At 40.0% G+C, this 16,198-nt stretch carries 15 protein-coding genes; 11 read left to right on the top strand and 4 right to left on the bottom strand.

Features of this window, described 5'->3' with window-relative positions; all coding sequences use genetic code 11:
* Positions 1–72 precede the first annotated feature (72 nt).
* The 5 genes from IAE19_RS02370 to IAE19_RS02350 all read left to right on the top strand — a co-directional run bounded on the left by IAE19_RS02370 (position 73) and on the right by IAE19_RS02350 (position 3,823).
* A complete protein-coding gene (locus IAE19_RS02370) occupies positions 73–861 on the top strand; it encodes a crotonase/enoyl-CoA hydratase family protein (RefSeq protein ID WP_200459325.1) in 789 nt (262 codons plus the stop codon).
* A gap of 30 nt (positions 862–891) precedes the next feature.
* Complete coding sequence (locus tag IAE19_RS02365; protein WP_200459324.1) at positions 892–1,764, top strand: NAD(P)-dependent oxidoreductase; 873 nt, start codon at positions 892–894, stop codon at positions 1,762–1,764.
* 12 nt (positions 1,765–1,776) lie between these two features.
* On the top strand, positions 1,777–2,571 hold the full coding sequence (locus IAE19_RS02360) for a hydroxypyruvate isomerase family protein (protein WP_200459323.1): 795 nt from the start codon (positions 1,777–1,779) through the stop codon (positions 2,569–2,571).
* A gap of 81 nt (positions 2,572–2,652) precedes the next feature.
* Positions 2,653–3,054, top strand: a complete 402-nt coding sequence (rsfS, locus tag IAE19_RS02355; protein ID WP_200459322.1) for a ribosome silencing factor — start codon at positions 2,653–2,655, stop codon at positions 3,052–3,054.
* A 202-nt stretch (positions 3,055–3,256) separates the two neighbouring features.
* Positions 3,257–3,823 (top strand): DUF2059 domain-containing protein, encoded by a 567-nt coding sequence (locus tag IAE19_RS02350; RefSeq protein WP_200459321.1) that lies wholly within the window; start codon positions 3,257–3,259, stop codon positions 3,821–3,823.
* A gap of 74 nt (positions 3,824–3,897) precedes the next feature.
* Here IAE19_RS02350 and IAE19_RS02345 read toward each other — a convergent pair whose 3' ends face one another.
* From IAE19_RS02345 to tig, 4 genes are all read right to left on the bottom strand, one after another.
* Positions 3,898–4,611: a DUF2846 domain-containing protein gene (locus tag IAE19_RS02345; protein WP_200459320.1), complete on the bottom strand. Its 714-nt coding sequence runs from the start codon at positions 4,609–4,611 to the stop codon at positions 3,898–3,900.
* Positions 4,612–4,768: 157 nt separating this feature from the next.
* On the bottom strand, positions 4,769–6,079 hold the full coding sequence (gene clpX, locus IAE19_RS02340; RefSeq protein WP_200459319.1) for an ATP-dependent Clp protease ATP-binding subunit ClpX: 1,311 nt from the start codon (positions 6,077–6,079) through the stop codon (positions 4,769–4,771).
* Between the two features lie 27 nt (positions 6,080–6,106).
* Positions 6,107–6,712, bottom strand: a complete 606-nt coding sequence (gene clpP / locus IAE19_RS02335) for an ATP-dependent Clp endopeptidase proteolytic subunit ClpP (RefSeq protein WP_004991313.1) — start codon at positions 6,710–6,712, stop codon at positions 6,107–6,109.
* 196 nt (positions 6,713–6,908) lie between these two features.
* Positions 6,909–8,243, bottom strand: a complete 1,335-nt coding sequence (gene tig, locus IAE19_RS02330; protein ID WP_200459318.1) for a trigger factor — start codon at positions 8,241–8,243, stop codon at positions 6,909–6,911.
* A 357-nt stretch (positions 8,244–8,600) separates the two neighbouring features.
* Between tig and IAE19_RS02325 the strand changes: the two genes are divergently transcribed.
* From IAE19_RS02325 to IAE19_RS02300, 6 genes are all read left to right on the top strand, one after another.
* Positions 8,601–10,811: a TonB-dependent receptor gene (locus IAE19_RS02325; protein ID WP_200459317.1), complete on the top strand. Its 2,211-nt coding sequence runs from the start codon at positions 8,601–8,603 to the stop codon at positions 10,809–10,811.
* A 100-nt stretch (positions 10,812–10,911) separates the two neighbouring features.
* Positions 10,912–11,595: a Fe2+-dependent dioxygenase gene (locus IAE19_RS02320; RefSeq protein WP_200459316.1), complete on the top strand. Its 684-nt coding sequence runs from the start codon at positions 10,912–10,914 to the stop codon at positions 11,593–11,595.
* Positions 11,596–12,043: 448 nt separating this feature from the next.
* The gene (gene leuA, locus IAE19_RS02315; RefSeq protein ID WP_200459315.1) at positions 12,044–13,741 is read left to right on the top strand and encodes a 2-isopropylmalate synthase; all 1,698 of its coding nucleotides are present in this window, start codon (positions 12,044–12,046) and stop codon (positions 13,739–13,741) included.
* 84 nt (positions 13,742–13,825) lie between these two features.
* Positions 13,826–14,989 carry a homoserine O-succinyltransferase MetX gene (metX, locus tag IAE19_RS02310; RefSeq protein WP_200459314.1) on the top strand — a complete coding sequence of 388 codons (1,164 nt, stop codon included), beginning with the start codon at positions 13,826–13,828 and terminating at the stop codon, positions 14,987–14,989.
* Positions 14,989–15,582 (top strand): methionine biosynthesis protein MetW, encoded by a 594-nt coding sequence (gene metW / locus IAE19_RS02305; protein WP_200459313.1) that lies wholly within the window; start codon positions 14,989–14,991, stop codon positions 15,580–15,582. Before metX ends, metW begins: the two co-directional genes overlap by 1 nt.
* The gene (locus IAE19_RS02300; protein ID WP_200459312.1) at positions 15,579–16,166 is read left to right on the top strand and encodes a tetratricopeptide repeat protein; all 588 of its coding nucleotides are present in this window, start codon (positions 15,579–15,581) and stop codon (positions 16,164–16,166) included. Before metW ends, IAE19_RS02300 begins: the two co-directional genes overlap by 4 nt.
* Positions 16,167–16,198 lie beyond the last annotated feature (32 nt).

Here is a 16,198-nt window from a genome sequence, read left to right as displayed (position 1 = left end):
GACTGGGCTGTCATTTTTCCATGATTGGCTCATGTTATGCTGCGCTCATCAATAAAAATCAAAGGAATACAAATGTCACTTCTCAATGTCAGCAACCAAAATGGTATCGTTACCGTCCGTCTAAACCGCCCAGAAAAACGTAATGCCATGAGCTTTGCCTTACTACGCGAATTGGTGCAAACTGCAAAAAAAATTGAAAAAGACCGTCGTGTACGTTGCGTTATTTTAACAGGGGAAGCACAAGTATTTAGTGCTGGTATTGATCTCGCTGACTTAAATGCACCTAAAAACAGTCTGTACGCAGCATGGGAATTAATAAAACCTGGACAAAGCCTATTTCAAAAAGCATTTCTGGTCTGGCAAAGCTTGCCTGTTCCTGTCATTGCTGCAATTGAAGGCTACTGTTTCGGTGCAGGGATGCAATTAGCTCTAGCCGCAGATATTCGTATCGCACAGCCAGAAACAAAGATGTCCATTATGGAAAGTCGCTGGGGACTTGTACCTGATATGGGTTTAACCCGTACGATTAAAGGCATAGTTGGGGTCGATCTTGCTAAAGAACTGACACTGACAGCACGTATTTTTGATGCAAACTACGCCAAAGAAATCGGTTTGGTCACCCATCTTTCCGAGAACCCAATCGAACGAGCAAATCAGTTAGCCTTAGAACTAATACAACGTTCTCCTGATGCACTGACAGCGGCAAAACGAGTTCTAGATGCCATGGAGCATAAACCAACACAGGCATTACGCTTAGAAAAACTATGGCAGTTGAAACTCATTCTTGGTAAAAATAGTCGTCTGGCACGTAAAAAAGACAAATATCCTGAAACTGAATTTTTACCACGCCAGTACAAATAGATTGATACGAACATAGCAAAGGAAGCCAATATGAGTTTTGATGTCACGACTCCGATTGCATTTTTGGGTATGGGTTTAATGGGAAGCCGTATGGCAAGCCGTTTAGTTCAAGCAGGGTTTAACGTTGCAGTCTGGAACCGTACTCAAACAGCGTGTGAACCGTTATTTGCAATGGGTGCTAAGTCATTACAGCTTAAAGATATTGGCGACTATCCTGTCATCTTGATTTGTCTAGCCGATGATCATGCAGTGAGTCAGGTGTTCGAGCAAATTAAATCTTATTTAAAACCCCAGCAGATTATTGTTGATTTTTCTAGTTTATCTGTCGAAACCACACAAGACCTATCTAATCAAATCAAACTACTGCAAGGCAACTGGATCGATTCACCTGTTTCTGGGGGAACGGTGGGCGCCGAACAAGGAACACTGGTGATTTTTGCAGGCGGTGATACACAAGTTATTGAAAAAATCGCACCAATTTATCAAGTCCTCTCGCAGCGTGTTACCCGTATGGGCGAAAATGGGACAGGACAAGCCACCAAAATTTGCAATCAATTGATTGTGGCTGCAAATAGCACCTTAATCGCAGAAGCTATTACGTTAGCTGGTCGTGCTGGTGTAGATACCACTTTACTCGCTCCTGCATTGGCCGGAGGTTTTGCAGACTCGAAACCTTTTCAGATATTAGCTCCCCGAATGGCGACTCATACTTTTGAGCCCGTGCAATGGAAAGTGCAAACCCTATCTAAAGATTTAAACAATGCTGTTAAGTTAGCAAAGCGTTTTAATTTGGATATTCCAGTTGCAGCAAAAGCCCTTCATCAGTTACAAGCACACCAACAAAAAGGCTTTGCCGAGCAAGATTTAGCGACTATGATCAAACAGATAGAAAATAAATCTTAAAGGACGAAGATCATGAGTCAGTTAGCAGTGAATCTTTCCCTTATTTTTACTGAAGTTCCTTTAATTGAACGTTTTGCACTGGCACGTCAATATGGCTTTGCACATGTGGAAATTCAATTTCCTTATGAGTTGGGTATTCACCAGATTCGTGAACAACTCGAACAGCATCATCTGACCCTTTGTCTCATTAATGTCCCGACTGGCGACCTAATGCAGGGTGGTAATGGTCTGGCAGGTGTTCCTGGAAAAGAAATTGAGTTCCATCAGGCCCTTGAACAAGCCATCCAATATGCGAGTGCACTTGATGTACCTCGAATTAACATTTTAGCAGGCAAACAACCTTTAGATGCAGACTTATTGCCGTGTTTAAACACATTGGCCAGCAATTTAAAATTGGCATGTCACCTCATGACTGAACACGGAATTGAACCTGTATTTGAAATGATTAATGGCACCGATATGCCTCGTTTTTTGGTTCAAAATATTGCTCAGGCTCAAGAAATGCTTGAAGCAGTTCATCATCCCGCTTTGAAAATGCAATATGACTTTTACCATATAGCAATGATGGGCGAAGACGTACTTGAAGGTTTAAAAGAAAATATTGATCAAATTGGACATATCCAGTTTGCAGACTGCCCGGGTCGCCATGAACCAGATACCGCCCAAATAAACTTTGCACAAATTTTTCATTGGCTCCAGCAAAGTCACTATACGGGGTATATTGCAGCGGAATATAAACCTCAGCAAAGCTCTATCCAGTCATTTGAGTGGAAAAAAAAATACTTTTCCGATGATGTGAATACATAATGTGTTACAGCGAAGGTTTGAAATTTAGTCAGAACTTCGCTATATTAGATCATGAGTAATTGTCAGGAAAATATACCCTTTATGAATTTAGAACCATCGCCCAGCGCTTCTAATTCTCACGATCTCGCAATGAATTCAACGCCGCATAATGTAGAGACTTGTCTAAAAGTTGTACATGACGCACTTACCGATGTAAAAGCAAAAGATATTTTAGAACTTGATGTTAGCAGCATTAGTAATGTTGCTGATGCGATTATTATTGCCAGCGGCACTTCAACGCGCCATGTCAAAGCCCTTGCTGATAACGTTGCCGACGAAGCACGTAAAGCTGGGTTTCGTCCGATTGGTATTGAAGGTGAACGTGATGCCGAATGGATCCTGATCGATCTAGGCTTCGTAGTTGTTCATGTGATGTTACCTACTGCACGTAAGTTTTACGACCTAGAAAGCTTATGGCGTAATGCTCCAGAGGCGATTGCCTAAAACTATAAGAGCAAAAAAGCGACCTGGATGGTCGCTTTTTCATTTTAGGGAGCAATCTTTTAATCAAATATTTTAGATTTTTTGATCAGGATTTAAAAAGAACTACAAAATAATAATAAAAAAACCAACATATAGATTAAACTAAATCCACTTTTATTGTTTATTTTCAAATTAATTTATAATTTAGACCAAAGGCATCCTTATGGCTGTTCAACAACTTATTAAACGCCTTTCGATCAGTTTATGTCTCACCTGTATCAGTACAGGCCTACTTGCTTCTCCTGCAAAACTAAGTACGGTCAAGGAACTCATGCAGGTCAGCCAGATTGAATATTTATTACGTCAATCGCTAACTGAGTTAGGGCCTTATTATGACAAACAGGCAGAGCAAATTATTCTCAATACGACGGGTTCGCACAGCCTCAATAGTAAAGAAAAACAAGCCGCAACCCAATTGAGTCAGCTTTTAAAAGAATCAAGTAATCAAATTATTGCGAATCCTAAAACCCAACAGGTAATTCAAGATATTTACTTGAAAACTTATAGCGAAGAAGAGCTGCAAGCAAGTATTAAATTCCTTAAGACTCCAGAAGGCCAATCCATTACCCGAAAAAATGCCAAAATGATGGGTGAACTTTCTACTTATATGATGCAACTAGGCCAAGAGATGTTTAATGATCCTAAAACACGAGAGAATTTTCAGGAAAAAATGATGGCAATAATTGCTCCACTTATTGCAGAAAAGAATAAAAATCTAGATCAACCATAATTTACCACTCGGTTTTGAGTAGCTTCTCAGATAAAGTTCGGCTGCAGATAAATAATTTCTTCAGCCGAACAGGTTTACCACGTCATTGGATTCCAGATCTTAAAGGGTTTCACCAACAATACATCTGATTTTTCATCATATTTAGCTGGTTTTAGCTCTTGGGGCTTATGGCGGATTTTGCCTGAAGTGTCCTGTGCTACAAAGTTATAGCTAGAAGATTTCAACCGAGTAAATGCAATTTCATTTCGTCCTATTTTCTCCTGCATCATCAGAAAAGGACCTGAACGCTCTTTACGGGCAGGATTTTCTTCATCATATTTCAAGTAATAGGTCTGCCCCGCATCCACCGTCATATCGATATATTTAGGCTCTTGAAAATGAAATACAGTCAAAGGACGACTAGTTGAAACACGATAAGTACCCGCAGGCAGCTCGAGCCAATAGTAATGATTATTTAATAGACTCGGAATCCGCTTACCATTAATAAAAATATTGGCAGCTGCAATTTCCTGTTGATTCCAGCGTGAGTCTGGACGATACAAATACACGACGGCAGCTTGCGGATTTTGTGGTTGAATCGGCTGAAAGTATTGTCCCAATTTTTGGTTAACCCACCCACCAACTGAAAATCCACCCACATGATATTGATCTAATATGCCCGGTTCTTTGTTGGTATCTACTTTTGGCAAGGTCGATGTTAAAGCTTCAGGCTCAGTTTTTAAATGAGATGCACTATGGCAACCTGTTAACACCCCGACACAACACAGTGATAATAATAAATAACGCATGATATCCCTCAAGGCGTTTTATTTCATTTATTTTCTATGGCGCAAAACTATGCGTATTTCGCCTCAAGATTAACACCTCGCTTCATATTTGCAAATAAAAAAGCATGAAATGCCTGAGCAGATCATGCTTTTTCAGATAAATGTCAGAATACTGAATTTATGCCGACTTAGAATCCACCACTTTTAAATCAACATGATCAACCACATCATGATTTTGTGGCGGTAAGCGCTCCTTTTGATAAATTGGCTGCGCCCCTTGTGTAATCACCGCTTCATTGATAATCACTGTACCCACATCATCACGACTTGGCAGGTCATACATAGTTTCAAGCAAAACATTTTCCAAAATTGAACGCAAGCCACGAGCACCCGTATTGCGTTCTAGTGCTTTTTTCGCAACTGCACGCAATGCTGCATCTTCAAACACCAGATCAACATCTTCCATGTTAAAGAGATATTGATACTGACGAGTCAATGCATTTTTAGGTTCAGTCAAAATCTGCATGAGGGCCGCTTCATCCAACTCCTCAAGTGTTGCAATCACAGGCAAACGACCAATAAACTCTGGAATTAAACCAAATTTCACCAGATCAGTCGGCTCAACCTGACGGAACAATTCAGCTAGTTTTTTGCTTTGGTCTTTATTTTTGACTTCTGCATTAAAACCGATTCCGCCTTTTTCCTGACGTTGCTGTACAATTTTTTCTAAACCAGCAAATGCACCACCACAAATAAACAGAATATTAGAGGTATCAATCTGAATAAATTCTTGTTGTGGATGCTTGCGCCCACCTTGTGGTGGAATCGAAGCCACTGTACCTTCGATCATTTTCAGTAATGCCTGTTGTACCCCTTCCCCTGATACATCGCGGGTAATAGAGGGGTTTTCAGACTTACGGGTAATCTTGTCGATTTCATCGATATAGATAATACCTTTCTGCGCTTTTTCTACATCGTAATCCGCTTTTTGCAGCAATTTTTGCACAATGTTTTCAACATCTTCACCCACATAACCCGCTTCAGTTAGGGTGGTTGCATCTGCCATAGCAAACGGAACATCCAGTAATCGGGCCAATGTCTGTGCAAGCAAGGTTTTACCTGAACCAGTTGGCCCAATTAGCAAGATATTACTTTTAGCAATTTCAATATCCTGATTAGTCTTATGTCCAGACTGCCCCACTTTCAGGCGTTTGTAATGGTTATAAACCGCCACAGATAACGTTTTTTTCGCAATATCCTGACCAATCACATATTGATCCAGAGCTTTACGAATTTCTTGCGGTTTTGGTAGTTCTCGACTTGCCCAATCACCTGCCTCCACTTGCTGGCTGGTCTGAACAAGATCTAAACACACGTCCACACATTCATTACAGATATATGCGTCCTCACCTGCAATCAGTTTCCCGACTTCAGACTGCGTTTTACCGCAAAATGAACAATGCTTTTGTCCTTGAGGATGTTCGGACATAATTACTCCAACTTAAAATCTTAACTTTTAGGGACGTTTAGATAAAACTTGATCCACTAAACCATATTCTTTCGCCGCTTGTGCCGTCATGAAGTTATCACGATCGGTATCACGTGCCACAGTTTCATAGTCTTGACCACTATGCTCTGCCATTAAACGATTCAGACGCTCTTTGATAAATAAAATTTCTCGTGCATGAATCTCAATATCAGATGCCTGACCACGGAAACCACCCAGAGGCTGATGAATCATAACACGTGCATTTTCAAGGCAATAGCGCTTACCCTTCGCCCCTGCATTCAGCAAAAAGGCACCCATAGACGCGGCCTGTCCCATACAGTAAGTCACAACATCTGGCTTGATAAACTGCATGGTATCGTAAATTGCCATACCTGCTGTTACTGAACCGCCAGGTGAATTAATATAAAGGTGTATATCTTTATCTGGGTTCTCTGCTTCCAAAAACAACATCTGGGCTACAATTAAGTTCGCCATGTTGTCTTCAACTTCACCTGTCAGGAAAATTACACGTTCGCGCAACAGTCGTGAAAAAATATCAAAAGAACGCTCACCACGTGAAGACTGTTCAACGACAACAGGAACTAAAGCATTTTCAATTGTTGGAACATACATACGATTATTTATTCCTAAATTTTTGTAACTTAACTCATTCCCACAATATGAGGGATAATGACTGAAATTGCAAAAGCATTCCTTTCAAAATATCGTTTTATTTCTGTATAAAACACGCATTTTTGTCGGAATATCTGAAAAAGAATAGATTCATAAAAAAAGGCGCTTTCGCGCCTTTTCTCAATCTATTTAAAGATTAACGAGCTTGACGCGCTTGTTGTTCTTTCAACAGTTCTTCGTAAGTTACGCCTGTATCAGTCACTTTTGCATTAGCAAGAATGTGATCAACCACTTGATCTTCTAATACAACTGCTTCGATTTGAGCACGTTGTTGCTGGTCATTTTTGAAGTATTCAATGACTTCAGTTGGGTCTTCATAAGAAGATGCCATATCTTCGATATATGCGTCTACACGAGTTTGATCTACTTCAAGTTTAGCATCAGCAAGAACTTTACTTACAAGTACGCCTAGTTTTACAGAGCGTTCAGCTTGTTCTTTAAATAGTTCATCTGGAAGCATACTCTTGTCAAATGATTGTGCACCAGCACCACCAAATTGTTGAGTGAATTGTTGAACCATTTGTTCGCGCTGACGATCAATTTCCTGAGCTACCATTGCAGCAGGGACTTCGATTTCATTTGCAGCAACAAGGGCATCAAATGCTGCTTGTTTAACTTGGTTACGTAAACCATTACGAACTTCACGCTCCATGTTCTTACGAACATCGGCTTTTAACTTCTCAACGCCTTCTTCTTCAGTCAAACCAAAGATTTTAAGGAATTCAGCATCAATTTCAGGAAGTTTCGCTTTTTCAACTTGCTTCACAGTAATTTTGAATTGAGCTTGTTTACCTGCAAGATTTTCAGCTTGGTAGTCTTCAGGGAAAGTTACATCTATTACTTTCTCTTCACCTGCTTTCATGCCAATGATGCCATCTTCAAAACCTGGAATCATACGACCTGAACCAAGTACCAGTTTAAAGTCTTCAGAAGAACCACCTTCAAACTTTTCACCGTCAATTGAACCTTCAAAGTCGAACGTCACTTGCATGTCTTTTTTCGCCATACCTTTGGTTACTGCCCAAGTTTGACGTTGTTTTTGCAAGTTTTCGATCATTTGATCGACGTCTTTGTCGTTGATTTCAGTAGATTTACGTTCAACTTCAAGATCGTTAAACGCTTTTACCTCAACTTCTGGATATATTTCGACAGTCGCTTCATAGACCAAAGCGTCATCTTTGTGTTCCACTTTGTCAATATTTGGCATGCCTACAGCATTGATTTTTTCTTGTTGAATCGCTTCAAAAACAGTATCACGAATAACGTCATTCACCACTTCCTGATAAATACCAGGACCGAAGTCAGAACGTACACGTGACATAGGCACTTTACCCGGACGGAAGCCGTTGATCTTCACAGTTTTGGCAGTGCGTTTTAAACGAGCTTCAAATTGCTCATTAATACGGCTCGTCGGTACAGAAACATTTAAACGACGGGCAACGCCCGAAACCGCTTCAGTCGTTACTTGCATGGCTTCCTCGATAATTAGTTAGAGTAACAATTTTTAAAAGTGCCATATTATATGACAACTTTGCCGATATACAAAACGGATGATGAAAAAGCTAGATTTTAATAGAAAAAAATTCCACATTAGAGAAAATATAAAACTTAAAAAAAACTTAATAAAAATTTTTTTATCTCAGCCCATTTTCTTACACTTCAAAAATTTTACATATTTTTCAAAAACTTAATTCTAAAATTGTAAAATAATGTTTCTTAAAATCCATAATATCTCCTTTTTTTAACAAGAAATTCAATCAACAAAAACTATTTATAAAAATAATAATCATTATTATTCACATACTTTTTATTATTGATATCTGTAACTATGGCTTTTATCAAAACGCGCAAGAAGATTGTCTCATCCGCAATCGCTTCTTCTTTATCCGTTATTGCTGTTTCAGCAATCGCACAAGATGACGTTTCCCATTTACCTACTATTCATGCTGAAGCAAGTACAGACAGCCTGAAAGTAGATAACTCGGCTAATAAAAAATATGTTGCTCCTCTTTTAGATACACCAAAATCTGTTGCCGTTGTTTCGCAAAAACTGTTACAAGACACTGGTTCCAACTCTTTGACACAAGCCTTACAAAACGTACCAGGAATTACGTTTGCAGCCGGTGAAGGTGGAACACCATTTGGTGACACTCCTTATATTCGTGGTTATAGCTCTCAGTCTTCAATTTATGTAGATGGCGTACGCAATGCGACTTTACAAAATCGAGATATGTTTGCGATTGAGCAAGTAGAAGTCACTAAAGGCTCAAGCTCGACCTTATCTGGCGGCGGCGGCGTTGGCGGTAGCATCAACCTGATTACTAAACAAGCTCATCAGGGTGATGTTTATCAAGGAACTGTTGCAGCAGGAACTGATGATTATCGCCATATACAACTTGATGCCAACAAAGACTTTGGTAATGGGGTTGCTGGCCGTGTTGTCGTGATGGGACATCAAAATGATAAGCCAGGTCAAAGTAATGGTGCCGAATACAATCGCGTTGGTATTGCGCCAAGTATTGCATGGGGCTTAGGTACCGCAACTCGCGGGTCACTGAGCTATTATTATTTACAAAGTTATGATGAACCTGATGCAGGTATTCCATTTTTATCTACAGGTGGAAAACCGTACCAAGCAAAACAGGGAATTTACTATGGCTGGAAAAATCGCGACTTTGATAAACGCGAAAACCAGATTGGTACTTTTAAACTAGAACATGATTTTAATGATAATCTGACATTATCTAATGTTATGAATTACACAAAATCAAAAACAGATTATGTCTATACCAACTCGAATGACTCCAAAACAGGCACAAATGGCCTAAATAATGTTTTAAATGGTTATATCTATCGCGGTCATGCCTTAAGCCGTATTTCTGATACTGACGCCTACTCAGATCAACTTGCTTTAACTGGAAAATTCAATACTGGATCAATTAAACACTCGTTTAATACGGGCGTTGAATGGAGTTTGCAGGACACCGATATGGGGTCATACACTTATAGCAAAACTGCAACCAATGCAGATGCGCAATGTAGTGCTGTGACTTATTGGTGTACCAGTGTGACCAATCCAGATAATCCAGCGATTATTGGCACACGAAATGCTGATACTGCGGTCACCACGACTCGAAGCCGCACTGTTGGCCTATATGCACTTGATAGTATTGAATTTAGTCCGCAATGGTTAATGAATCTTGGTTTACGTTGGGATAAATTTGATACTGAAGCTAAATATAATAAAGTATCAGGCACAACTCCTGCTGGAACAAGTATTGAAAGTGATAGCGATTTCTTTAGTTATCAGGCGGGTCTAATCTTTAAACCAACTGAAAATGGCAGCATCTACGCAAGTTATGCGACTTCTGCGAACCCCGTTGGTGTTGGACAAGGGGACAGCAGTGAATCAGCAGTTGCCATCACCATTAATGATTTGAAACCTGAAAAAGCACGTACTTATGAAGTGGGTACTAAATGGGATATCCTAAATAAACGTGCCAATTTAACGGCTGCTGTTTTCCGTACAGAGAAAGAAAATACTCGTATTCAGGATGCCGCAGGTTTTTACTCAAATGTAGGTGAAAGCAAAGTTGATGGTTTTGAACTGGGTATTAATGGTCATATCACCAATAAATGGGAAATTTCGGCAGGTTATAGTTATTTAGACAGCGAGTTAACTGATGGCGGCTATTCACGTGGAACAGCAATTCCAGCGGGTGGCCCAATTCCTTATGTGGCAAAAAACAGTGCAACATTATGGTCAACTTATAAAGTCTTACCACAGTTGACTCTAGGAGCAGGTGCTCAATACAAAGACAATGTCTATGTAAACTCGAGTACTACTGCCGAAAAATATATGCCTGCTTACACCATTTATAATGCCATGGCTAAATATGAAATTAATCCTAATGTGAATTTACAGTTAAATGTTAATAACATTTCGGATAAACGCTATTTCACTAGCGCGCATGCAGCACACTATGCATACGAAGGTGATGGTCGTAATGCAGTATTAGCAATTAATTTTAAATATTAAAACCATCGTTTATTTATGGCTTTATTTAAAACTCATATAAAATAGCCTCATCTTTGAGGCTATTTTTACAACTGACGTTTTCTTGGCAAAGGTATTCGACATGATTCATCATATTCCCAATGTACTTAGCAAAGAACAGGTTGCAGAATTTAGAACATTGATGGAGTCAGCCCATTGGGTTGGAGGAAAAGTCACAGCTGGAACTTTGTCTGCATCTGTCAAACATAATCAGCAATTATCTGAACAAGATCCCTTGACCCACCATTTAAGTGATCTCGTGATTAAGGCCATTTGGAATAATCCCATATTTCAGACAGCTGCCCTTCCCCACCAGGTCATTCCACCCTTATTTAATCGTTATGATGAACATGAGAGTTTTGGTTTCCATGTCGATAATTCTATTCGACTGATTCGTGGCACCACCGAACAAATTCGTACCGACCTATCCTGCACGTTATTTTTAAGTGAACCGGAAGAATATGAAGGTGGTGAACTGGTTATTGAAGATACTTACGGCTACCACGAGGTTAAACTTCCTGCAGGCGATGTCGTACTTTATCCTGCCACAAGTTTGCATGAAGTTAGTAGTATTACGCGTGGTACACGTTTTGCTTCTTTTTTTTGGGTACAAAGTTTAATTCGTGATGATAATAAACGACATTTGTTATTTACTTTAGATGAATCCGTTCGCAACTTACGCATGCAACATGGAGATCGCTATCCAGAAGTAATGAAGTTAACCAATATTTATCATAACCTGATGCGAATGTGGTCGGAGCTTTAAAACAAATCATCACTTTTAACTCCATAAACAAAAAATACCACCAAAATAAAAACATTTAATGAAAAATATTTCCTTATAAATTGCATATTACGCAAAAAACAGGGAAATATTTTCCATTAATTCAAATTAAAATCTACACTATGATTTTGCATATGCGATGTTTTTCACCTACACTCAAACGAGTCGTAAAATCCTTTACTCAGGTGAAACCACTCCGCTTATTGAATGGTATATGGAAATGAAATACATTTTTGCTTTTTCCAAGTCTACAACTGATTTGACCATGCTCCTGATGCTGCGCCAAGCGCGCATACTCTCTTTTTGCCTCTAAACTGGCCTCGAAATTTTTAAGCTCTTTTCTTTAAATCATTTTATTTAGACACCATATATAAAGTAGTAAGCTGCCTAAAAAATATTGAGCAAGCACGCTACGACAAGGAGTTATCTCATGATGTTGGCAGACCCAAGCAAAAAATACCGTCGTATGTACCAGCGTGTCGATTTACTTGACCGCCAATGGCCAAATAACGAAATTACCAAAGCACCGATCTGGATGAGTACCGACTTACGTGACGGTAATCAAGCGATTTTTGAACCAATGGACATCGATCAAAAGTTTAAAATGTTCCAGATGTTGGTCAAAATTGGTTTTAAACACATTGAAATTGGTTTTCCATCTGCATCACAAGTGGACTTTGACTTTACCCGTAAATTGATTGAAGAAAATCACATTCCAGACGATGTATATATTGAAGTCTTGGTACAAGCACGTGATCATTTGATTGAACGCACTTTTGAATCTTTAGTCGGTGCAAAACGTGCAATTGTGCATATTTACAACGCGAACTCACCCACTTTCCGTCAAAAAGTTTTAAATGTCGGGGTGGACGGTGCAAAATCATTAGCAGTCAATGCCGCTAAAAAAATCAAGGAAATTGCAGCACAATACCCTGAAACAGACTGGATTTTCCAATACAGCCCAGAATGTTTTTCTGCAACCGAATTAGAAGTTGCCAAAGATGTCTGTGATGCGGTCACTGAAATTTGGGAAGCATCTCCTGACAATAAAGTAATCTTAAATTTACCAGCAACAGTCGAAGTTTCAACGCCGAACGTCTATGCTGACCAGATCGAATGGATGCACCGCAATATTGCTCGCCGTGATGGCGTGATTATTTCGGTTCATTGTCATAATGATCGTGGTTGTGGTATTGCAGCTTCTGAACTTGCGATTATGGCGGGTGCGGATCGTGTTGAAGGTTGTGTCTTTGGCAATGGCGAACGTACGGGTAATGTTGATGTCGCGGCAATTGCCTTGAATATGTACACTCAGGGCATTGCGCCTGAATTGGATTTCTCCAATATTAATGAAGTAATTGCTACGATTGAAGAATGTACGGGTTTACCTGTACATCCGCGCCATCCATATGCTGGCGACTTGGTGTTCACCGCATTCTCTGGTTCACATCAAGATGCAATCAAAAAAGGTTTTGAATTCCAGAAAAATGAAGAAATCTGGGACATGCCTTATTTACCGATCGATCCGAAAGACTTGGGGCGTGACTATGATGCGGTGATTCGTGTCAATAGTCAGTCGGGTAAAGGCGGAATTGCCTACTTGTTAGAAGCCAACTATAACGTCGTATTGCCGCGTCGTTTACAGATTGAATTTTCGCAAATTGTGCAACAGCATACAGATAGTAATGGTACAGAAATTAGTGCAACGGACATCTGGAACTTGTTCCAAGATACCTATGTCAATGCCAAAGAACGGCATTATACCGCGAAAAACTATCGTCTTTCTGATATTAATGGCACACAAATTATTGAATTAGACGTGGAAATTGATGGTGAAATTCAACAATTACGCGGTGAAGGTAATGGTCCTATTTCAGCCTTTCTAAATGCGCTTCAATTGCCAATTGACGTTTTAAATTACGAAGAGCGTAGCATTAGCTCGGGTGCCAATGCTAAAGCCTTAACCCTGATCGAAATTCAGGTTAAAGGTACAGGTAAAAGTGCCTTTGGTGCTGGTGTACATGACAATACCGTTACTTCATCGATTGAAGCGATTTTGGCCTCGACCAACCGCTTAATTGAACAAGGCGTATTAAGCACTGAACAAGTGGCTGCTGCTGCTGTATAAACTAAGTAAAACACTCTTTTTGAAAGGATACCTATGGTATCCTTTCTTTATTATTGATTTAAAGATAGAAGGCGAATTGCTCCCGTGTCTTTTCCATCTGACTCCGTGGGTTTGGTCACTCCACAAAAGTTTCAATTTGAACAACCTCTGCATTTAGAATGTGGCCGCAGTCTACCGCGTTTCGAGCTGATGGTTGAAACTTATGGTACGTTGAACGCAGATAAATCCAACGCGATTCTCATTTGTCATGCCCTTTCTGGGCATCATCATGCGGCAGGTTATCATCATGAGGATGATAAAAAAGCCGGTTGGTGGGATGCTTGTATTGGACCAGGTAAAGCCATTGATACTAATGAGTTTTTTGTGGTGGCCTTGAATAATATCGGCGGATGTAATGGTTCTACTGGCCCCACTTCTCCAAATCCTGAAAATGAAAATCGTCCTTATGGCCCTGATTTCCCATTGGTTACGGTGCGTGACTGGGTTAAAACTCAAACCATGTTATCAGACCGGTTAGGAGTTGATATTTGGTATGCCATTATTGGGGGGTCTTTGGGTGGAATGCAGGCATTGCAATGGTCTGTGGATTATCCTGATCGTTTAAAAAATTGTGTGATTATTGCCAGTGCACCAAAACTGTCGGCACAGAATATTGCTTTTAACGAAGTCGCGCGACAGTCGATTCTATCTGATCCTGATTTTTATCATGGACGTTATCTGGAAAATGATAGCTATCCAAAACGTGGGCTGATTTTGGCACGTATGGTCGGTCATATTACCTATCTATCTGAAGAGGCAATGAAACAAAAATTTGGCCGTGACTTAAAATCAGGTAAATTTATGTATGGCTTTGATGTTGAATTTCAGGTGGAAAGCTATTTGCGCTATCAAGGTGAACAATTTAGTCGAAACTTTGATGCCAATACGTATTTGATTATGACCAAAGCTCTGGATTATTTCGATCCATCACGTGAGTACGAGCAATCCTTGACTAAAGCCATGGCACAAACGCAGTGTCGCTTTTTAGTGGTTTCATTTACTACGGACTGGCGCTTTGCCCCAGAACGCTCTCAGGAAATCGTCGATGCACTCATTACCAATCATAAACCTGTAACTTATCTGGATATTGATGCTGAACAGGGTCATGATTCGTTTTTATTTCCCATTCCACTTTATGTCAAAACGCTACGGGCTTTTTTAGGGGGTGAAGTGCTTTTAAAATCTACCCCACAAGTGGAGGCGATCTAATGCGTATAGACCAACAACTTGCAGAAAAATGGATTAAACCAGGCTCGAGTGTGCTGGATTTAGGGTGTGGAGATGGCGAATTATTGGCTCATATGAGTAAAAAACACCAAATTCGTGCTTATGGACTAGAAATTGATCAAGAAAAGATTGCAATTGCTGTCAGTCGCGGGTTAAATATTATTCAGCAAGACTTGAATCTTGGCTTGAGCCGTTTCGCAAATCAATCTTTTGATAATGTTGTTATGGCACAAGCTTTGCAAGCTGTAGATGCACCAGATGTTTTATTACGTGATATGGTGCGAGTGGGCAAACAAGCCATCATTACTTTTCCAAACTTTGCGCATTGGAAGACGCGCTCGTTTTTGGCTTTGAAAGGAATGATGCCTGTTTCAGATGCATTACCTTATATGTGGTATAACACGCCCAATATTCATTTATGTACTTTCCGAGATTTTGAAGCACTATGTGCAGAAAATCAGATTCGGATAATTAATCGACTTGCCGTCAATGGGAATCAGCAAGGGAGCTTTTTAAGTAAGCATGTCCCTAATTTGTTTGGTGAAGTCGCAATATATCGAGTGAGCGCTCTATGAAAAAAACATTATTCAGCACACTAGTAGTTGGACTTTTGAGTATTCACGCACATGCTGATTACGTTGCCCAGCCACAGTCTATTGCAGCACAGGCTGCACACTTTTCAACCATGGGTGTGAATGATCTGATGAAAGCTGCTAAAGCTGGACAGGCTGGTGCACAATTTTATTTAGGTTCGCATTACCAATATGGTAAAGATGTTGCCAAAGACGAAAAACAAGCTTTTGCATGGTTTAAAGCAGCCGCAGATCAGGGGCTTTCTCCTGCTCAGTTAAATGTTGGCCGTATGTATGCAGATGGTGTAGGCGTTTCTAAAAATGAAGCCATGGCACGTAAATATTTCGAGAAAGCAGCAAGTAATGGTGATAACCGTGCTAGCTACAACCTTGCGATGATGGAAGAACAAAAGAAAAACTATCAGGGCGCGTATCAATGGTATGAGTTATCCACTCGTGACGGTATGCTGGACAACAAAGTGATCAATATGTCACAAAGCAAGAAAACGGCTTTGGCTGCCAACTTAACCCAAGACCAGATTCGTCAGGCAGTTGACCGTGCGGATAAATGGATTCAAGCACAGTAATTTTTTTAAATTTTAAGGCACCTTCGGGTGCT

The sequence above is a fragment of the Acinetobacter sp. S40 genome, assembly GCF_016624705.1.
GTDB lineage: Bacteria > Pseudomonadota > Gammaproteobacteria > Pseudomonadales > Moraxellaceae > Acinetobacter.
Note: the sequence above shows the minus strand (reverse complement) of the source record. Positions and strands in the feature narration are given on the sequence as shown.

What these genes read in the sequence shown, in the direction of transcription:
- clpP (WP_004991313.1), bottom strand. Translation starts at nt 6,712, where the DNA reads ATGTATGTTCCAACAATTGAAAATGCTTTAGTTCCTGTTGTCGTTGAA.
- IAE19_RS02345 (WP_200459320.1), bottom strand. Translation starts at nt 4,611, where the DNA reads ATGCGTTATTTATTATTATCACTGTGTTGTGTCGGGGTGTTAACAGGT.
- clpX (WP_200459319.1), bottom strand. Translation starts at nt 6,079, where the DNA reads ATGTCCGAACATCCTCAAGGACAAAAGCATTGTTCATTTTGCGGTAAA.
- IAE19_RS02300 (WP_200459312.1), top strand. Translation starts at nt 15,579, where the DNA reads ATGAAAAAAACATTATTCAGCACACTAGTAGTTGGACTTTTGAGTATT.
- rsfS (WP_200459322.1), top strand. Translation starts at nt 2,653, where the DNA reads ATGAATTTAGAACCATCGCCCAGCGCTTCTAATTCTCACGATCTCGCA.
- IAE19_RS02325 (WP_200459317.1), top strand. Translation starts at nt 8,601, where the DNA reads ATGGCTTTTATCAAAACGCGCAAGAAGATTGTCTCATCCGCAATCGCT.
- IAE19_RS02320 (WP_200459316.1), top strand. Translation starts at nt 10,912, where the DNA reads ATGATTCATCATATTCCCAATGTACTTAGCAAAGAACAGGTTGCAGAA.
- IAE19_RS02350 (WP_200459321.1), top strand. Translation starts at nt 3,257, where the DNA reads ATGGCTGTTCAACAACTTATTAAACGCCTTTCGATCAGTTTATGTCTC.
- IAE19_RS02365 (WP_200459324.1), top strand. Translation starts at nt 892, where the DNA reads ATGAGTTTTGATGTCACGACTCCGATTGCATTTTTGGGTATGGGTTTA.
- IAE19_RS02360 (WP_200459323.1), top strand. Translation starts at nt 1,777, where the DNA reads ATGAGTCAGTTAGCAGTGAATCTTTCCCTTATTTTTACTGAAGTTCCT.
- tig (WP_200459318.1), bottom strand. Translation starts at nt 8,243, where the DNA reads ATGCAAGTAACGACTGAAGCGGTTTCGGGCGTTGCCCGTCGTTTAAAT.
- metW (WP_200459313.1), top strand. Translation starts at nt 14,989, where the DNA reads ATGCGTATAGACCAACAACTTGCAGAAAAATGGATTAAACCAGGCTCG.
- IAE19_RS02370 (WP_200459325.1), top strand. Translation starts at nt 73, where the DNA reads ATGTCACTTCTCAATGTCAGCAACCAAAATGGTATCGTTACCGTCCGT.
- leuA (WP_200459315.1), top strand. Translation starts at nt 12,044, where the DNA reads ATGATGTTGGCAGACCCAAGCAAAAAATACCGTCGTATGTACCAGCGT.